Source organism: Paenibacillus sp. H1-7 (genome assembly GCF_022354825.1).
In the GTDB taxonomy this organism is placed as follows: Bacteria; Bacillota; Bacilli; order Paenibacillales; family NBRC-103111; genus Paenibacillus_S.
The window spans coordinates 4,884,460-4,903,025 of record NZ_CP031168.1; the positions used below are offsets into that span (position 1 = coordinate 4,884,460).

An 18,566-nucleotide genomic window follows, 5' to 3' on the forward strand; every position below is an offset into this window, starting at 1 on the left:
TATCCCAGCATAAGTTATTTCAATAAATTATTTAGGGAACTTGATGCTTCATGGCTCGCCACGAGACTTTTATCCTCGAAACGAGTGGAAAGAACCACAAGGGTCGTTGAAAATCCAAATGCGTTGCAAGCTTCTAGGAAGGCTTCCAATGACTCACCTGTTTCTGTTACAACCTTCAACATATAATTATACTCTCCACTGGTTCTGTAGAAATCGACGATTTCAGGGGCCGCTTCGCTGAAAGCTTCGAATTCCTTGCAGTTATTCGACTTGAACAGTACAAACGCAGTTGTATATTTGCCCAGCTTGGACGCAGAAATCTCAGCACGATAACCCGTTATGACCTCCTGTTCCTCCAATTTCCGAAGCCGTTCGGTTACAGCCGGTTGTGACATGGCAATCATTCGACTCATCTCAGAAACCGTAATTCTGGCATTATCATGAAGAATGGACAGTATCTTTAGATCGATATGGTCCATGAACAGATCACCTCATATTTATAAAGTTTGACTCGGAAACAACGATAGAAATAAGTTTTTAACCCCCAAACTCCTTACTCTTCTTATTTAAATTGTAGATCGGTTCCCCTAAAATGTCACTATAAACCAGTAAGGGAGACTGAGAACAATGACAGTAAACGAAACAAGAAGGACTGAAGGGGTAACCTATTTTACGACCGTAGATGGTGTTCGGATTGCTTACAGAATTGATGGATTGGTCGACAAGCCGGTACTCGTGCTTGCGAACTCCATCGCAACCTCTATGAACATGTGGGATGGGCAAATCTCCGAGCTTTCAAAGCATTTCCGCGTTCTTCGCTACGACTATCGGGGGCATGGCGACTCGGATACGCCCGACGGTCCGTATTCGTTCGACAGATTGGGAAGGGATACTATCGAGCTGCTTGACGTACTTCAGATCGACCGAGTGCATTTCCTCGGGCTGTCGCTCGGCGGCGCCGTTGCGCAATGGCTGGGTATACACGCTCCGGAACGGATCGACCGGCTAATTCTGAGCAATACCTCCTCTTATCTTGGGCCAGCAGAGCAATGGCAGGGCTTGATTACCTCCGTACTGGAACAGGGAAAACTACCCGAATTTGCAGATATGTTCATCAAGAACTGGTTCCCTTCGCATATGTTGGAGTCGGAGAACCAGCACGTCACCTCATTTCGCGAGATGGTGCTTGCTACTCGTCCACATGGAATCGCAGGAAGTTGGGCTGCTATCCGCGACATGGATATGCGCCGGACTGCCGCACTAATCAGCAGTCCGACATTGGTTATCACAGGGCAGAATGATACGGTGACGCTTCCCGAGCATGGTGAATTGATCGCCAAGACCGTACCTGACGCAAAGCTGCTCGTATTGCCCGCAGTTCATCTATCCAATGTGGAGTATCCGACTGAATTCCTCAGTGCCGTGCTCGAGTTCCTGCAAGTAAAATAAAGTTTGTAAGCAAGAATTGACAACAAACTCTAACACCTAGATTGACAAAATCATACGAGTGTTTACGATACCCTCCATGGCGATATAATTGGTAAGCAACAGAGACCGGTTGTTATTAATACGGAGGTAATCTAGGACATGATATGGAGCAGCTGCCACTGGCAAGCTGTTTCTTGTTTCGTTCAGTCTCCTTTTGTTCAATCACTTGTTTCCATAAAAGATGGACCCCTCATTAACTACGTTCACTAACATCACCTTTTCCATAACTACAAAGTAAGCGCTCTATTCTGTGTTTCATTGTAACAATTCGCGAAAATGAAAGGAATGATATATCTTTACGAAACTTGATATATTTTTACCGAACCTGCATCATGACCTGACTGCCGCCTTCCGATAAATAAACCAAGTGTTGTTGCTGTTTTCTGCGGACTTTACTAAAACCAAAAAAGGTTGTATATTTGATATAAAAAAACGGGGGAGAGCAGTATTCCTATGTCTAATACCCAAAAAAGGGTTCCTATGTATATACAATTAAAAAACTACATCATCAATCAAATGAATACGGGGGTTTGGAAACCAGGAGACAAGCTTCCTTCGGAAAATGAATTAGCCGAGCAATTCAATGTCAGCCGAATAACCGTAAAAAACGCCATGGCTGATATTGTAAAACAAGGCTTGATCACCCGAATTCAAGGAAGAGGCTCCTACATTTCCGATGATGCATCGAATCAGCTGATTGCCTATGAGCATCAGGAAATAGCAACCGGGTCGCCTCTTGTCGTATTTCTTATGCCTCGACTGGATAACCTGTTTACAGCCAACCTAATGACAGGAATCGAAGAAGAATTGGCCGAGCATGGATATCACCTCGTGTTCAAGCTTACTCATGATTCACAGGAACTAGAAAATAAATTACTCAAGGAGTTCACTCAGCTTGAGATCAATGGGATCATTATTTATCCTGTAGATGGTGAAACGTTCAATGATCAAATATTGAAGTTAACTTTAGACCGCTTCCCCCTTGTCATTATAGACCGGTATCTCCGCGGGCTTGACGCTAACTATATAAGCTCAGATAACTTTAAAGGCGCTTATGAAGCCACAAAGCATTTAACGAATCTCGGACATACCAAGATTAGCTTTATAAGCACAGCCGTCTCCGGAACGACTAGTATTGAAGATCGTTTGCACGGGTATGAACAGGCTCTAAGCGATTCCGGCCTATTCATCGATTACCGGTTGAGACTAACGCTAAGCAGCGGGATGCCGGTTGTTGAACAAATCAAAAGCTATTTGATGGAAAACCCCGATGTTCAAGCTGTGGTGACCACAAATTCGGCCATCGGCTTGATTACTATGAAAGCGGCCAAATCCCTGAATCTTCAGGTACCCGACGATCTGTCCATCGTTTGCTTCGACGACTATGCTCATTCCGAGCATTCAGAAATTCCATTAACCTATATTAATCAGAATGAGAAGAATATGGGGAGAGAGGCTGCCAAACTCCTCGTATCCCTCATTCAGGAGCCCAATCAGGACCGCCGCAATGTCGTTCTACCGAACAAACTGGTCGTTCGGAATTCGACGACGAGTCCAACGGTTGCGAAAGAAGCAGGATCTGAAGCATAATCCTTTGATGATAGCACGTTTAAGGAAAACCCGAGGGAGCCGCTTAGCAGCAGCCTCGGGTTTTCAGACTATTATGACATGGAAAAGCCCGTAAACCAGCAGCCGATTCAGAATCAAGCTGCAGATTGTTACGGGCAACATCTTTCGTTTTATACTTCGCCTAGAGAAAGCTTTCCTCCAATAGTCATAATTTCCGCTGGACGAATCGGAATCACATATCCGACCCCAATCTCCTCCCCTTCTTCTTCAAGCACATTACTTCCGTATAGGGAGTCATTAGATCCATGTACAGACTCAACATGCAGTTGTGTCGCTAGCTCTGTCATATTGAACCATCGCATAATGAAGTCATCTGAAGAACCGTTCATCTTAACCGTTGAGAGCGCAAGCCCGTCGCCTGACCAACGGATAAATTGATACTCTGCCGGCAGAGTTCCGGATTGCAATGGGATTTGTACCGCTGTCCAAGGAATCTGTGCTTGGTAAGCCGCTGCAAACGACTGTATGGCATCATGATTATCGCCGTGTGGAATAATCACATACTCAAACTCATGATCTCCCAAGCACTGTGCCTCCGGAGTCTCGAAGACTCCCCAGTCACCCAGCTCGCGAACAGCTCTTAGCAGAGTAACGGCTATCGTACCCCTGTCGTCACGCAATATCTCATATTCATTTAAACCAAAATTGCATACCGTCAGTCCGTAACTGTCGTTGTGGACATTGACAAAGGCCTGTTGATGCTGACAGTTACTCGGGTTCGTCCATTCTGGTGCAGGTACCGTATCCCTGGCAGCTACCTCAAAGATGGAATCAGCGTAATGGACGGCTGAGTTAATATCCGTAGGAAACAGCACTCGAATGCGGTGATCCTTCGCTTCGTTTCTCAGACTCGTTGTAACTTTAAGCTGCGGAACACCTTGCTCCAGCGTGAGACGAGTCGTAACGGTTAGTGATATGGTTTGTTTGCTCCGTTGTGCAATACGCTCAAGGAACGGGACGAATTCTTGGATTTCTTGCTCCAATATTTCATCGCCGCTAACAGGAATTTCCCAATGATGAATAATTGCAATCACCGTATGAAACGATGTTTGCTCCTCTACATAAATTTCAGCCGGTAACCCACGGGTCGTAAGGGGAACATCCCCCTCCGGTGCCCTGAAGATATACTCATTTCCGATATCACCCACATTTTCATAAGCGCCGAGGCCGGTATAAGTCTTAGCCGTTCTTTTATCAGTGATATCATAGGTTCCATCTTCGGCAATGAATACGCGTAAGAATTCGTTCTCCATCCTGTATGGGACGGCTTTATTCAGAAAGGCTTGCGAATGTACAGTTTTCGTTACATCTCTGCATAAGGCAAACGTTGTATACCCCAAAGCCGGGATGTTTTGTGCAAGGAACTGCACACGTACGGAACGAGCCATGTAAGGCTGACGAAACCTATCTTCGGGTAGTTCATAGCCAAAGGTCGCCCCAAGGTCTTCCAGCTTGGCATCTAACATATCCCCGTTTTTATCTTTTACAACATAGCCTTCAAGTGAAAGCTCCTTTAGCTCCTCGACAATCTTCCTTCGATTTCCATTTGCAAGCGGAAGTCTCTTGACCTCCAAGTCGATGCTGACTACGCCGGTACGATTCCAGCCAGACGTGTTGAATATAGTAAATGGAATCGCAGATTGATCATAAGCCGTTTCGGTATCTATATTACCAGTGATGGCTTTCAAGCTATTGGCTGTAATTTGCTCAGCAACCTGATAGCTTTTAGCAAACCGAGTCATCATTTCTTGGTGAACCTCATCAACGCTGCAACCGCAAATGCTATCATGCGGATGATTTTGCATCAGAGTTTTCCACGCATAAGTTAACCAGTGCTTAGGGTACGTATTCCCCGTCAGCTTGGCGAATGTGGCGATCGGTTCGGCGACCTTCTCCAAATAGGTTTGGATTTTCTGATTCGCCTGCTTAATATATACCCGTGAGGAAGCGGTATTAACTAATGTCCACCACCCGTTTGTCCGCTGGCTTCTTAATTCCCCGCGAATGGTCGATAGATTCTCAGGCAGCTCGTTCTTCAACCGGGTTACATATTCGATAAAGTTGGAATGAAGAAACTCAACCCCCGGGTACAAGCTTCTCGCAGTACTAAGCGCATCTGACAAATTCGTTTGTACGGGCTGATGATCACAGCCATTCATGAATAACAGATGTGGTGTAGAAGCATACTTCTCGGCATCCCGAATCTTCCGTTCCCAGTAGACCAAAGCCTCGTTAGGATCAGCCGGAGCTTCCATGCCATTATGATACCAGTTGGCGAACAATATCCCGAGGATGGTTGAGCCGTCCGGTGATTGCCAATTCATTTCCGAAAAGGCCGATTCATAGTCTCCCCTTGCTTCATTATTAAAACCTACCGGCTTTACCCCTCGCCCGAAAACTGCAGTATCCATACCTGCTTGAAGCAAAATTTGCGGTGCCTGCCCCATATTGCCAAACGAATCGGGGAAATACCCTAGCTTACAGATGGCGCCATATTCCCTTGCATCCTCATGACCAATTAATAAGTTTCGGATATTCGCCTCACTGCTTGTTAAGAATTCATCCTGCAGGATGTACCACGGCCCGATGAGCAGCTTCCCCTCTTGAACCAAGCGTACAATCTGCTCTTTCTTCTCAGGTCTGATTTGCAAGTAATCATCCAAAATAATGGTTTGCCCATCGAGATGGAAGCTTCGAAACTCAGGGTCCTGCTCAAACAAATCGAGTAACGTATCCATCATCTCAACCAAACGTACCCGATGCTTTTCAAAGGGCAAATACCACTCCCGATCCCAATGTGAATGTGAAATGATGTGTGCATACTTTTGTGGTACCAATTGCTCCACTCCTCTTATCTGTATGGTTATCTGCAAAAATTTCTTAGCAGCAAATTAACGTTTCCCTTTTTATTTTTGATGTTATTTCATTTAAACCAGCATCACTTCTTTTTATTGGCTAGCTCCTGTTCAATCGCCTTATTCGCTTCTTCCTGGGTTTCCCTGAGCAGGGTGTTAACGTCCTTCGTCCCGGTTATGAACGATTCGGCCGCTGTGTTGATTTTACCGGCAACGATAACGTGATATGGATTGGGTGGAGCCATTTTCGCTGATTTAACTTTTAACGCCCCTTGAATGTTCTTGCCTTTCGCCACTTCTACATCGGCAAGAAAATCTTTTTTAATCGACTCGTCATTCAAAACGGTCAAACGGCTTTTTTTATTCAAAATGGTTTGAACCTCCGGAGAGCCAAATAACTGAATCGCCTTGAAGGCTTCTTCTTTATTTTTGGATGATTTGGAAACAACCATCATTTGTGCGCCGTGGTCAATGGTGACTCCAGGGTTATCCTTATAGGAGGGGGCCCCAACAAGATCGAAATTGAGCTGCACTCCCGCCTGTTTAATGAAGCCTATCGTATCAGGAATCCAGTTCAAATACATGGCGGTTTGCTGCGTTTTAGTAAAGCTGTCCCAACCAGGCGGCTTTTGCCCATTTTGGACCATTCCAGGAATTTGATAAAAAGCTTGAACCTGCTCCATAATCGATTTGATCTGATCATTGTCAATTGCCGCCTTATTGGTTTTCGGGTCGACAAAAGACAAAGATCTCACTCTGGCAAAAAACTCGGGATTGGTGGGGAGACTTCCGCGGTATTGGACCCCATCCTCAAAATAGGTCATTTTCTTGGCAAGCTCCAAATACTCATCGAAGGTCATGCCTTCTTTCGGGTAAGGAACACCCCGTTTATCGAAAAGTTCCTTATTGTAAAACAATGCCATTTGATTTAACGCAAAGGGAATGCCGTAGATTTCACCTTTAGAGCCTAATTCCTTTATCCAATCGATATTGGGACTTGAGAAATGACTTAAATCCATTTTGTATTTCTTCACAAATTCACTTACATCATATGGAATATCCAGCTCCTTAAGGACAGGAAATCTTGAGTTTGCCGAATAAATAATGTCGGGAGTCTGACCTGCAGCAACCAATTTATTGATATCATCCCGTACAATCTTCAAGGTAATGTGAGGATACTTTGCCTTTAATGGTGTGATGAGTACCTGTTCGAATTCTTCATCGGTCATGTTTAAAAAATAAGGTGCCAACGTAAGCTCAACAGGAACCGATTCCTTTGGCTTGTCGCTGGACGACTCTGGTTCCAACGATTTTTGACCGCTGCAGCCTGCCAGCAAACCGGAAAAAATAGAACCGATCATCAGTAATGAATACGCTTTCTTGAATGAGCGTTTGTTGGACATCGGAATTTGCCCCTTCCTAATATAAAGCTAAGCTTCTCATTGAAACAACATCCGTTGATCACTATACCTTTATCTATAAGCGTTTCTATGATTGATCAAATTATAACATTCAAATGTACCCTTGTAAATATAATGTATATTCAATTATATCATTTACATTACATAAGATTCTGAGAACGGATCAACAAGCAAGGTTTCGGACCCAATTATTTGGCGCCGGCTTCTTTCTCACGTATTCTCTGGTTCGCTTTCTCATCCGCTTCTCTTAATGCCGTATTCACGTCCTTACCTTTCTCGACTATATCCTTCAGCGCTTCGTTAATAGCGCCACTTGCTATTGAATCATATTTTGTTGGAGTGAACGATTTCGCCGGTCTTGTTTTGTAGATGGCTTGAACGTTTTTGTTCTTCAGAAACTCAATATTGGAGCCGAATGCGTCTCTTATCTTAGCATCTTTAAGGATGCTGACCCGGGCTTGCTTCGACATATCCGTCTGAACTTCATCGGAAGTAATTGTTAAAATCACCTGAAAAGCAGCATCCTTATTCTTGCTGGTTGATGAAATTCCCATCGCATGCTCGTCTACCCTCATTCCGGTGCCTGGTGCCTCCGGCCATGTTGGATAACTAACGATATCCCATATATCGGGATTCGTATATAATTTTCCCTCGTAAATAATATTGACCGAAGCGATCATGGCTAGGGTACCTTTTAACAAGAGATCGTTGGCAGCCGAGTTATAGGTAATCTGCTCGTTGCCTGGGATTTGTCGAATCCTGGCCGCATTGCTTAATACCTTCTGCCATTGATCCGAATTAAGGAGTGATTTGTTCATCTTGGGATCAACAAAGGGCAGACTTAACTGGGACGCCATTCGTTCAGTCACATTCGGTTCCAATCCGCGATACTGAATCCCGCTATCGAGTTTAGTCAATTTTTTGGCTAGCTCATATACGTCATCCCAAGTCATGCCGTCTTTTGGATAGGGCATACCGAATTTATCGAATATTTCTTTGTTGTAATATAGTGCTGAGAAATGTCTCCAGTAAGGGATTGCAATAAGATCTTCCCTTTGTGTGCCTGCTTTAATCGCATCAAGAGCCTCCGGTTCAAAGCGCCCAAGATCTAAATTATACTTTTTGATCAGGTCGGATAAGGAAATGACTAAATCCAAATCCCTCCAGGTAGAAAAGCCGCCAACGTTGCTATCGATGACGATATCTGGTGTTTGGCCGGCAGCTACGAGCTCAGGCAGCATTTTCCCCTGGACATACGGTATCATTTGCACAGTGATCCATGGATATTTCTTGCTTACGGGGTCCGTTATGTATCGTTTCATTTCTTCGTCGGTCATCCAACCGCTAGGCATTCCGATTGTTAAAGTAACCGGTGGATTATTGACGGCGGGTGTATCCGTTGACTCGCTCTTTCCTTCCTTGTTGATAGTTGAACATCCCGAAAAGACGATCATGGCAATGGACGTTACAAAAATAATTTTTTTCACCACAGTATCCCTCCATTCAAATAATGATGCAAGTTTTCCAACGATCAAAAACAATGAAGGCGCTTTCGAAAAAATGAATTTGCACATAATAGATATTGACAAACGCTCATTTCATCCCCCCTATTTATTAATTCAAATACGGTTACAACTGAATGTGTATTTCTGTGATTGATCGGATTATAACATCCGCAAGTTCACTTGTAAATATATTGTATATACATTTATACTCTTTGGTCAACACTCTATTAACTGTTATAATAGATCCTTCCTCTCTCGGTGAAGCGGTAGCGATACGTGAAAAAAACAAAGCAGCCTATAATCGTGATTGAAAACCGGATTAAGGCTGCTTTTGTTCTGTTGTGGTTAACGGAAATACCGTTAGCTTAATGGCCTAAGATTTTGTTTCATAAGAGAAGAAATTCTTTGCTCGTCAGTATTTTGGATTTTCTCAAGCTGTTGAATAACCAATTCCTGTCGTTGTATTGAATGATTTTGGCTTAACTTTGCTTTCCCTTCTATCCTGTTAATTTTCAATTTAAAGCCTTGAACTCCCTTGTTCAAACCGCTTAGAAAGCCGGGATCTATATCACGCAAACTGTAGGAGCTATTAGGAGCTTCGTACTTTAATACCATATCATTTAAGGAAGCCATCAACTCATCTTCGTTATCTATGAGTTCAACTTCCCCATATACGTGAACAGTCACGTAGTTCCATGTTGGAACTGCCTTATTGGTCTCATACCAAGACGGAGAGATATAACAATGAGGACCATGAAATACTCCTAACACACTTTGATTCCTAATGTCTTTCCATTGAGGATTGGGACGAGCAAAATGTCCGACTAGATGCATATGATTATTATCGAGAAGTAAGGGCAAATGGGTGGCAAAAGGTGTTCCATCATGTTGAGAAAACAAAGTAGCAAAACTATTTTCTTTAATAATCTTGTAGGCAACGGATACATCCGTAATTTCAAAATGCGAAGGTATATACATATGGTCTTCCCTCTCTTACGTTATAATGTTAGTAATCATAAACAAATAGTAGTGTAAAAGAGCGGATTACTAAAAGATCCGATTTGCAAAAATTTTAGTGAACCATTGATAAAATTCTAGTATTACCCTGCTCGGTTTCGATATTCTACAATCCTGCTCGTAAAATAACGCGGCTGCCAATTCATGCCGGCAGCCGCGTCTTGATTGTATTTAAGCAATCGTTTCCTGTTAGTTGAAAGAATTTAAGCACCCTATGCTATGGCCCGCAGATTGAAACGTAAAATAACCGATTATCGAATGAAGTTCTGGTAAGCGGCTGCCACTGAACTAAAAATCTATAAGGAAATCATTTTTATATTGCGAAATTCTACATAGCCCCCGTGGTCCTGTAGTCCAATGTGACCTGATCGCGGGAGATCCCGCCAAGCGTACTTGAATTTATTGTCCGTACCGTCCGGGTTTTTACCGGCAACAGACCATTGATCTATATCTGCTTCAACTACCACGACGCCATTCAACATGAGCTCAATTTGATTGTTATCGCATGTAATCCGTATTTGATTCCATTCCCCCGCCTGACGTACTGTATTCGAGGAGGGAGCAACCAGATCATATAAAGCACCCGAGCTGTTTCTACTCATCTTTTCCTGATCGTAGGTATCCAATATTTGCATTTCAAGCCCCGTATTCACCGGATCCTGAAGGTCTGACCACCTAAAAAAAATCCCGCTATTGGTCTTTGATGCCGCTTTGTATTCCAAATGGATAATAAAATTTTCAAACTGGTCTACAGTATACAGATATCCGTTGCTCTCCCCCTTACAAACGATATTTCCACCCTGTACCAGCCACCCATCTGGATGTTTCGTTGCAGCCCAGCCGTTCAGTGTTTCCCCGTCAAACAACAGCCGATAACCTGAATTAATTTCTTCTTCCGTCAGAACATTCATTGTTATTCCTCCTAATAAATTAATTAACTATGAATGAAGACACATATCCGTAAGCATACCGTGCTCAACTTGGCTGTTTTCGAACTCTTCGGCTACTATAAGGTGTTCTCACACCGCAAAGCACTCCTGACTGGAATGAGAACAGAGAACAACTGCAGACACATGTGTTCTCTGTTTATTACACTATTGTTAACTGTTAGGCAGCCGAACCTGTTCAGCATTCGGTTCGCTCAGGCATTCATTCAGGAATGCCAGGGTACGTGCGAAAGCATCTCGAGCGGCATCCACTCGATAACTAGTTCTACTATCATTGAAAAAAGCATGAGGTGCTTCCGGATATACATGGGGGACGAAGCTTTTGCCAGCTGCATTCATCGCTTCTGCAAATGCCGGTACTCCATCTGTTATCCTTGCGTCCTTGCCGCCATAGAAGCCGATTACTGGACACTCGATATTTAGAAGTTGTTCCGTTTGAGGCGCATTTCCGTAGAAAATAACGGCTCCTGCCAGCTTCGAATCGAGACATGCAAGCTGCGCCGACAACGCGCCGCCAAGACAAAATCCGACGGATGCAACCCGCTTTCCGCGAGATGCCGGCTCCTGTTCACGCAAGTACTCCGTTGCGGCTGTCACTCTCTGTAAAAACGCGGGGATGTCACGCTGGAAAATCATCTTCTGTGTTTCCTCTAACGCTTCCCGTTCTTCCTCTGATTTTTCAGCAAGTGCTTGTGAACGTGCTTCCGGATTACCCCAAACACCTATTGGAAGCGAATCCATGAAAGCCTTTAACTGTGCGATTCGCTCAGGTTTAAGCGGTTCAGGATGTTTGCCGTTTAATGCATACAAATCCGGAGCGAATGCGACATAGCCAGACATAGCCAAACGATCCGTCACACTTTGAATATGTCCATCAACACCCCATATTTCTTGTAACACGATGACGGCAGGTTGCGTACCGATAGCCGCTGCAGGTTTAGCGAGATAACCGCTATATGCATTGTCACTACCGTAATGAACCCATTTTGTTAGCAATTCCATTCCTGTACACACTCCTTTGAAAGAGGCTATTCTCATTAAGATTATCATATCTAGGGAGATATTGGAAAGCTCGTCTATGATCTAGTAATTTTAAATCGAAACAAGCATCTGTTCTTGCTGTGAGCCTTTATCTGGATTTTTGTGGTCACATTCGAACTCGCATGCTCGGGATAAAGTGTGATAAAATAGCGCTCCCCCAAGAGGGAAGCGCCTGCTTTTACTTCATCATAGTATTGGACATTAGGAACTGATCTACAACATCTTTGCCTACGTAGGTTCTATCGTTAATAATGACCGCTGCGCTTGCTGACATTTTTTCCGAGCCGTTGACTACCAACATGCCGCTTCCAACTCTAACCATAATCTCGACATGTCCATCATGGCATCGTCCATTTTCTTATCCATCATCGCCGACTTGTCCTTGGTCAGCATAACATTTCATTTCACTCGTTAGCAAATAACGAGAACATACGTCCGTGATGTTCTCCTCATCGTCTGCAACCAATATTTTTATTGCTGCTATAGCGATTCACCGCCACTTACTTGTGTCCGTATAGTTGACCGCATGCTGCATCTATGTCGGTTCCGAATTGAGTTCGCACAGTGACATTAATTCCCTTTGACTTCAAAATACTGACAAACCTTTGAACCCGGGCTTTGTCCGATTGATGGTAGATCTCTGACGTTACGTCGGTTGAATTGTAGGGAATCAAATTGACATGAAATAAATGTTCCCAAGGACCTCTGTCCTTTAACAATGCAGCGATAGCCTCCGCATGCTCATTTGAATCGTTTTCTCCTCGGAGTAAAATATATGCAATATATACTTTTCTGCCTGTATTACGAATATGCTGATCCAGCTTGTTCAACACAGCATTAAGAGGGAATCGGCTGTTAATGGGCATTAGCCCGCTACGCTGTTCGTCGAACGGAGAATGCAGTGAAAAGGTAAGGTTAACCTGCGGAAATTCCCGTGTCAGACGATCGATACCTGGCAAAATGCCGATAGTAGAAACTGTAATTCTTCGATGGCCTAATCCAAAGATTCGTGAATCTGTTAGAATCTTGAGTGCGTCGAAAATATACGGATTGGCCAAAGCCTCCCCCATTCCCATGAATGAAACACTATCCAAGGCTTGACCGTTAAAATGAAAATATAACAATTGATCGGTAATTTCATCAGCTGTTAGATTTCGTTTCAGTCCGATAGTCCCTGTAGCACAGAAACGACATCCATATCCGCATCCGCACTGACTGGAAATGCAGTATGAATTCCAGCCGCGCTCATACCTTAGTTGAACCGCTTCAATATGTTCATCACCCTGTATGGAAAAAAGCACCTTGTTCACTTGTTTGGATGATTTTTGCATGACAGGAGCTAAGTTCAAAACGTTTTCTCCAAGGTTTACAATTAATTCGTTTCGTATACTTTTGGGTAACATGGTCATTTGATCATATTCACCAATTCTTTGCTTGAAGATAGCATCCACGATTTGTTGGAACCGATATGCAGGTTGGTTTAAACATGTCAATATGTGTTGAATCTTTTCATATTTCGAAGTTGATTTCATGTCTTTTCTCCTCTTGAGCCGGAGAAAATGTTATTAGCATCCTTTATTGGAGCATTAACACATACATTAACCAACTAGATTTAACCCACGAAGCTTGTAGCTAAGTCGCTACGTGCATCTATCAATAGATGGAAAATGCTCCGGCTTCCGTTTAGTTTGATCGTGAACCGTGCCAACGGACAATGAACGGTTCACACAATCATTTACAACCTCAAACATTTATTTCAGCCTCCTAAAATAAAAGAAAGTTTTCGTCCAAAAGTAAAAGGGCTACAAGAAAGTTACTTTTCTTGTAGCCCAAATAGTTACAACTAGTCCAAAGCAATTACTGGATTAGCAATGTATACACTTTGAGTGAAGAGAATAAGTAACTTTCTTGCTTCAAAGAATAAAACAGCGGATGTTTTATCTTTGTAATAAGCAAGAAATTTTACATTATTCCCCTCAACTCCTGTCAGTAAATTTGCTAATATCTTAGCATAATCACACTTTCGTTTCAACCTGCTCTCCAAATTGGAATTGGCACTTGATGCTGACCTATCTCTTAAGGCATCACAACCACTTTCTCTTTACAAGATGCACAATACTTCGCATATTGGATGCAAGTCTCCAGTGAATCTTCCAGCTCCATTGGCCACCAGCGGATCGCCCCCGTAGGCGCTTGGGACGCGTAAGACTCCACCTCTTTGGGGATACGGCCCACAACAATAACCTCGGTGTTCTTAAAGCCCGACTCCATACCCTTCATGAGGGTCTTAGTTAATTGAGTATGCTCCGTTTCCGGATGAGAGTATGGAATTGGGAACAATATCGAAACCCGGGTCGTGTCTTCATGAATGACGTGAGCTGTTTTTCGGGCGGGATCGTGAAGCGGGGTCTCCCATACACGGCTGTACGGCAGCTGCTCCGGCAGCTCCAACTCGCTCAGCCTCGAATGAATTCTATCGTGGTAAACTCGTTCTAGCTCTCTAACCAAAATTTGAATTTGCTTATTTCTTAGAAAAGTGGTGTTGTTCCCCTTTTCGTTTCTATACTGGATATAAAGTAAATCGGGAACGGCCGCAAACTTACTACAAAGAAACGTTCGAATCAGCATGTCGTAATCGTCCGCAACCAGCAGCTCGTCACGATGCCCTCCGATCAGATGATAACAATCCCGGGACCATGCGCGAGGATGATTCGGCAAACCGACTAAATGGCGGACCGTATTGCCGTTGATCGTCGTATGTCGCTGCCCATTTTGCCAGCGGTTCATATCATGCATCCAGACCCGATAATATAAGCTGTAACCAAATCCGCAATCCCATCCGTACCAATGCGCTTGAAGGTTCTCTGCGTACACCTCGGTGCAATCCCCGTAAACCAGGCCGCATTCGGGATTTTGCTGAAATGCCCGAACAATCTTCTCCAGGCAGTCAGGCATCAGCTCGTCATCATGATCCAGCTCTACTAAGATTTCCCCTGTACAAAGACCTGCGGCATACCTTTTGAGCGCCCCGATATAGCCATTGCGAGAATCCTGGCGATACCTCCGCACGCGCGGGTCTTTTAATGGGAGCAAGTCATTCTTGTAAGTTTCATCGTCATCTCCAGAATCGTCCACAATGACCCATTCCCAGTTCGGGTAAGTCTGATTTAACAGCGATCGATAAGGACGTTGAATTTTTTCCTTTGACCTATAGCTGGCTGTGAACACGGAGATCAGAGGCGTATTGGAAGAAAATCGGGTTGGAGGAATGGGTTTGTTTTCAGGGAGAGGATCCGTCCCACGGAGCCAGCAATAAAACAATTTATACGATTCGAGTTCATCAGGCGATTGGAAGTGCAGCCAACGTTTTTTTTCCTGAACAGGCAGAGATATTAGAGATGTAAAAGGTTTCCAGTCCTCGCCCATGGAAACATAGACGCGTGGCTTTCTGGGGGCGGCATCAATTAGTGGATCATCAGGCCCATACATTTTCACAGTGATGTGGTTCTCTTCTAACCTTAATATCGGTTCTTTCAATAAATTCTTAGAAATCTTGTCTGTCACAAACAGATGCACTGTTAATAAAGGAGTGAAGTCCGACGACAAGCTGATTCCCCCTTCTTAGATGGCAAACATGAGCGAGAGCTGAAGTGCCGATCCATACTCTTTTTAACATTCGCAGTTTATTCCGCTGTTCTCATATTTGTCCGCCTAAATGCCTTGTATGAACGCACATTTCGCTTGACAACGAATACTCTGGAAGGTAGCAATCTCTCGTACAAGGCGGGACGCCACTCATGATTAGAAAGGTGGAGTTATCTTGCAACATGCGCTGGTTAGTGTCGTTATTCCCGCTTATAACCGGCCCCATACGCTAAAAATCGCCATGGACAGCATACTCGAGCAAACCTATCCCAATATCGAAATCGTCATATGCGACGACAGCTCCAATAACGAAGTGCAGCAAATGCTGGAAGCAGCTTATCTGCCTTACTATCCCCAAGTCAAATATTACAAAAACGAGAAAAACCTCTTTCTTGAAAACTGGCACAAGTGCTTCGATCTGGCGTCGGGGGAATATATCAATTACTTGATGGATGACGACGTATTTCATAAAGAGAAAATCTCCAAAATGCTTCGATTTTTTCACGAATTCGAAAACATTACGCTGGTCACCTCCTACAGGCAAACCATCAATGAATCGGGGAGCTTTCTTGCTCCGCTCGCTGCAACGGTCAAACTCTATGAGGAAATCAGAGTGATGGATGGAAAAATGCTAGGGAATATCGCATTAACCCGCTGCTTAAATGTCATAGGCGAGCCGACGACCGTTTTATTCAAGAAAGCGGACCTTACCGAACCGTTCGGAGTATACCGCGGGAAGCAGTATTCGCTTATCAACGATATGGCAGCCTGGTTGTTTCTGTTGTCCAAAGGAAAGGCGGTGTATATTCCGGAAGCTCTCAGTTATTTTCGATTACATGCCAACCAAAATAACAATACGCTTGGCTTCAAGGCGTTCAGCGAATGGCTGGATATCATGATTGCCTCCAGAGAAGACGGGTTTCTAGAGACGAAGGAATTGTTCGAAACCGCCCTTCTTGCTTACCGCAAGCGTGTGCAGGGGTACCCTCAATTTGCAGCGGACATTCAGCGAATCGATTCGATCTTGAATACATCATAATGAACTAACGTGAAATCGGAGTGCCTGTTATTCGCCGTTCCACCCAATCGATGGGTTCATATGATAAGGTATGCACACTTTAATTCGAAAGAGGATTCCAGAGGGAAGTGGTTGCCTTATGTATGATATTCCGTTCTTGCGACCGAATCTAGTCAAAAAAGAGCAGTTGCTTCCTTATTTTGAAAACATAGAAGCAAGCAGGATTTACTCCAATTACGGACCATTAAATCATCTGTTTGAAACACGGGTGATTGCCCAAATGTTCGGTGGCACCGGCGCAGCCGTTACGGTGCATAACGCTACGATCGGGCTGATGCTGGCGATTTCCCAATGCAAGCGGCCCCGAGGCAAATATGCGGTGATGCCCAGCTTTACTTTTGCAGCTACCCCTCTAGCCGCCGAGTGGTGCGGGCTTGAGCCCTATTTTCTGGATATCGAACCGGACGATTGGCAAATGAACAGAGCGCAATTGGAGGAGACGGTCGGGCGGTTGGGCGATCAGATCGCGGTGGTCGTTCCCTACGCCACTTTCGGTTCAGCTATCGATTTAACCCTATACGATAAACTTCTGCAGGATGGAATTCCGGTCGTCATCGATGCGGCTGCCAGCTTTGGAACGACTGCTGCAGAGAATACTGCACAATTCGGTAAAGGCTTCGGTGGAGCCGTGGTGTTCAGCTTTCACGCAACCAAAACATTTGGCGTCGGAGAAGGCGGGCTCGTATATAGCGCGGACCAGAATCTCATTCAACGAATCCGACAAGCCGGTAACTTCGGCTTCTCCAGCTCAAGGGAATCCGTTATGTTAGGCTTAAACAGCAAATTATCCGAATATACCGCCGCTATCGCCTTGGCTACTCTTGAAGGATTCCAGGCAGTACGGGAGCGAAGACAAACGATTATTGGTTATTATCACCGTGAACTACAGCAACAGAATTTATTGCTGCGGGGATGGTCTTCCCAAAAGATGCAAGGCCAGGTACCCCTGCAATTTTTCTCTATGCTAAGCCCGGACTCTTCGGGTAACCGGGAAGTCATCCGGAAGTTAGCCTCCCATTCGATAGAAGCCCGCACTTACTTCTCCCCGGCATGCCATCAGCAGAAGCAGTTTCAAAGCTGCTCCCATTCCGATCTTCGGGCGACGGAATGGATTGCAGACCGTATTGTCAGTCTGCCGCTCTGGGAAGAAATGAATGAGGCCACCGTTAGGCGAATAGTGAAGGTGCTTGGAAGTATGACCGAGGAGAACGCCATATGAGAAAGATTGTCATTTGGGGATCGGGCGGACACGCCCGCGAGGTCAACTGGCTTTGTGAGGAACTGGGAGTGCAGGTGCTGGGTTTTCTGGACGAACGGCCTGAAATGAAGGGCCAACTGGTGAATGGGGTTACCGTATTGGGAACGCTTGCCGATATCGCAGCGATGCGGCATGAGGTCGAGATCGTATGTGCCGGGGTCGGGGACCCGGCGTTAAAGAAGCGGTTCGCTAACGATGCCATCCGGTCGGGATTCCGAATCCCAGACCCCCTAGTTCATCCGCATGTTCGTTTGTCGAAGAGAAATATCGTGGGGCAAGGCAGCATGATTTGCGAGGGGGCCATCCTTACCGATAATATCCAGATCGGATGCCACGTCATAATCAATCGAAGCGCCAACATCAGTCATGATACGGTCATTGACGATTATGTCACCATCGCCCCGGGCGTGAATCTGGCGGGTAACGTGTCCATAGGCGAAGGAGCTTACATCGGCATCGGCTCTTCGGTTCGTGAGAAATGCCGCATCGGCTGCTGGTCTATGATTGGCGGCGGAGCCTTTGTCAAAGATGATATACCTGACTTTACAATGGCCGCGGGGGTTCCAGCCGTCATCAAGAAACGGCTTGATAATGTTTGACCCTATCAACTACAATGTCCCTACTATTGTCCTTAAACCAATTACAATTTGAAGATCCAGCTTCCCCTTACGAGGCCACTGAA

15 protein-coding genes are annotated in these 18,566 nt (G+C 44.8%); 5 read left to right on the forward strand and 10 right to left on the reverse strand.

Going from position 1 to position 18,566, the window contains the following annotated elements:
• Positions 1–14: 14 nt before the first annotated feature.
• Positions 15–479, reverse strand: coding sequence for an Lrp/AsnC family transcriptional regulator (locus tag DVH26_RS21605; protein ID WP_239625243.1), 465 nt, complete (start codon positions 477–479; stop codon positions 15–17).
• Positions 480–627: 148 nt separating this feature from the next.
• Here DVH26_RS21605 and DVH26_RS21610 point away from each other — a divergent pair, with 148 nt between their 5' ends.
• A complete protein-coding gene (locus tag DVH26_RS21610) occupies positions 628–1,449 on the forward strand; it encodes an alpha/beta fold hydrolase (protein ID WP_239625245.1) in 822 nt (273 codons plus the stop codon).
• A gap of 519 nt (positions 1,450–1,968) precedes the next feature.
• Positions 1,969–3,078: a GntR family transcriptional regulator gene (locus tag DVH26_RS21615; protein WP_239625247.1), complete on the forward strand. Its 1,110-nt coding sequence runs from the start codon at positions 1,969–1,971 to the stop codon at positions 3,076–3,078.
• Between the two features lie 149 nt (positions 3,079–3,227).
• Here the strand turns inward: DVH26_RS21615 and DVH26_RS21620 are convergent, their stop codons facing one another.
• The 9 genes from DVH26_RS21620 to DVH26_RS21655 all read right to left on the reverse strand — a co-directional run bounded on the left by DVH26_RS21620 (position 3,228) and on the right by DVH26_RS21655 (position 15,509).
• Positions 3,228–5,963 (reverse strand): alpha-mannosidase, encoded by a 2,736-nt coding sequence (locus DVH26_RS21620; protein ID WP_481857534.1) that lies wholly within the window; start codon positions 5,961–5,963, stop codon positions 3,228–3,230.
• Between the two features lie 92 nt (positions 5,964–6,055).
• The gene (locus tag DVH26_RS21625; protein ID WP_239625251.1) at positions 6,056–7,375 is read right to left on the reverse strand and encodes an ABC transporter substrate-binding protein; all 1,320 of its coding nucleotides are present in this window, start codon (positions 7,373–7,375) and stop codon (positions 6,056–6,058) included.
• A gap of 206 nt (positions 7,376–7,581) precedes the next feature.
• Positions 7,582–8,880 (reverse strand): ABC transporter substrate-binding protein, encoded by a 1,299-nt coding sequence (locus DVH26_RS21630; protein ID WP_239625253.1) that lies wholly within the window; start codon positions 8,878–8,880, stop codon positions 7,582–7,584.
• 378 nt (positions 8,881–9,258) lie between these two features.
• A complete protein-coding gene (locus DVH26_RS21635; protein ID WP_239625255.1) occupies positions 9,259–9,876 on the reverse strand; it encodes an FMN-binding negative transcriptional regulator in 618 nt (205 codons plus the stop codon).
• A gap of 335 nt (positions 9,877–10,211) precedes the next feature.
• The gene (locus DVH26_RS21640) at positions 10,212–10,826 is read right to left on the reverse strand and encodes a 3-keto-disaccharide hydrolase (RefSeq protein WP_239625258.1); all 615 of its coding nucleotides are present in this window, start codon (positions 10,824–10,826) and stop codon (positions 10,212–10,214) included.
• Positions 10,827–11,015: 189 nt separating this feature from the next.
• A complete protein-coding gene (locus tag DVH26_RS21645) occupies positions 11,016–11,864 on the reverse strand; it encodes a dienelactone hydrolase family protein (protein WP_239625260.1) in 849 nt (282 codons plus the stop codon).
• 217 nt (positions 11,865–12,081) lie between these two features.
• Positions 12,082–12,225: a stalk domain-containing protein gene (locus DVH26_RS37365; RefSeq protein WP_481857535.1), complete on the reverse strand. Its 144-nt coding sequence runs from the start codon at positions 12,223–12,225 to the stop codon at positions 12,082–12,084.
• Positions 12,226–12,403: 178 nt separating this feature from the next.
• Positions 12,404–13,435 (reverse strand): Cfr family 23S rRNA (adenine(2503)-C(8))-methyltransferase, encoded by a 1,032-nt coding sequence (locus DVH26_RS21650; RefSeq protein WP_239625262.1) that lies wholly within the window; start codon positions 13,433–13,435, stop codon positions 12,404–12,406.
• 544 nt (positions 13,436–13,979) lie between these two features.
• Positions 13,980–15,509, reverse strand: a complete 1,530-nt coding sequence (locus DVH26_RS21655) for a glycosyltransferase (protein ID WP_239625264.1) — start codon at positions 15,507–15,509, stop codon at positions 13,980–13,982.
• Between the two features lie 214 nt (positions 15,510–15,723).
• On the opposite strand from DVH26_RS21655, the gene DVH26_RS21660 reads away from it, so the two are divergent.
• From DVH26_RS21660 to DVH26_RS21670, 3 genes are all read left to right on the forward strand, one after another.
• The gene (locus DVH26_RS21660) at positions 15,724–16,587 is read left to right on the forward strand and encodes a glycosyltransferase family 2 protein (protein ID WP_239625266.1); all 864 of its coding nucleotides are present in this window, start codon (positions 15,724–15,726) and stop codon (positions 16,585–16,587) included.
• Between the two features lie 118 nt (positions 16,588–16,705).
• Positions 16,706–17,845, forward strand: a complete 1,140-nt coding sequence (locus DVH26_RS21665; RefSeq protein WP_239625268.1) for a DegT/DnrJ/EryC1/StrS family aminotransferase — start codon at positions 16,706–16,708, stop codon at positions 17,843–17,845.
• Positions 17,842–18,483, forward strand: a complete 642-nt coding sequence (locus tag DVH26_RS21670; protein ID WP_239625270.1) for an acetyltransferase — start codon at positions 17,842–17,844, stop codon at positions 18,481–18,483. The genes DVH26_RS21665 and DVH26_RS21670 overlap by 4 nt, the downstream gene beginning before the upstream one ends.
• Positions 18,484–18,566 lie beyond the last annotated feature (83 nt).

Excerpts from the sequence above, each read along its gene's own strand:
- DVH26_RS21605 (WP_239625243.1), bottom strand. The coding sequence starts at position 479 with ATGGACCATATCGATCTAAAGATACTGTCCATTCTTCATGATAATGCC.
- DVH26_RS21610 (WP_239625245.1), top strand. The coding sequence starts at position 628 with ATGACAGTAAACGAAACAAGAAGGACTGAAGGGGTAACCTATTTTACG.
- DVH26_RS21615 (WP_239625247.1), top strand. The coding sequence starts at position 1,969 with ATGTATATACAATTAAAAAACTACATCATCAATCAAATGAATACGGGG.
- DVH26_RS21625 (WP_239625251.1), bottom strand. The coding sequence starts at position 7,375 with ATGTCCAACAAACGCTCATTCAAGAAAGCGTATTCATTACTGATGATC.
- DVH26_RS21635 (WP_239625255.1), bottom strand. The coding sequence starts at position 9,876 with ATGTATATACCTTCGCATTTTGAAATTACGGATGTATCCGTTGCCTAC.
- DVH26_RS21640 (WP_239625258.1), bottom strand. The coding sequence starts at position 10,826 with ATGAATGTTCTGACGGAAGAAGAAATTAATTCAGGTTATCGGCTGTTG.
- DVH26_RS21645 (WP_239625260.1), bottom strand. The coding sequence starts at position 11,864 with ATGGAATTGCTAACAAAATGGGTTCATTACGGTAGTGACAATGCATAT.
- DVH26_RS37365 (WP_481857535.1), bottom strand. The coding sequence starts at position 12,225 with ATGGTTAGAGTTGGAAGCGGCATGTTGGTAGTCAACGGCTCGGAAAAA.
- DVH26_RS21650 (WP_239625262.1), bottom strand. The coding sequence starts at position 13,435 with ATGAAATCAACTTCGAAATATGAAAAGATTCAACACATATTGACATGT.
- DVH26_RS21665 (WP_239625268.1), top strand. The coding sequence starts at position 16,706 with ATGTATGATATTCCGTTCTTGCGACCGAATCTAGTCAAAAAAGAGCAG.
- DVH26_RS21670 (WP_239625270.1), top strand. The coding sequence starts at position 17,842 with ATGAGAAAGATTGTCATTTGGGGATCGGGCGGACACGCCCGCGAGGTC.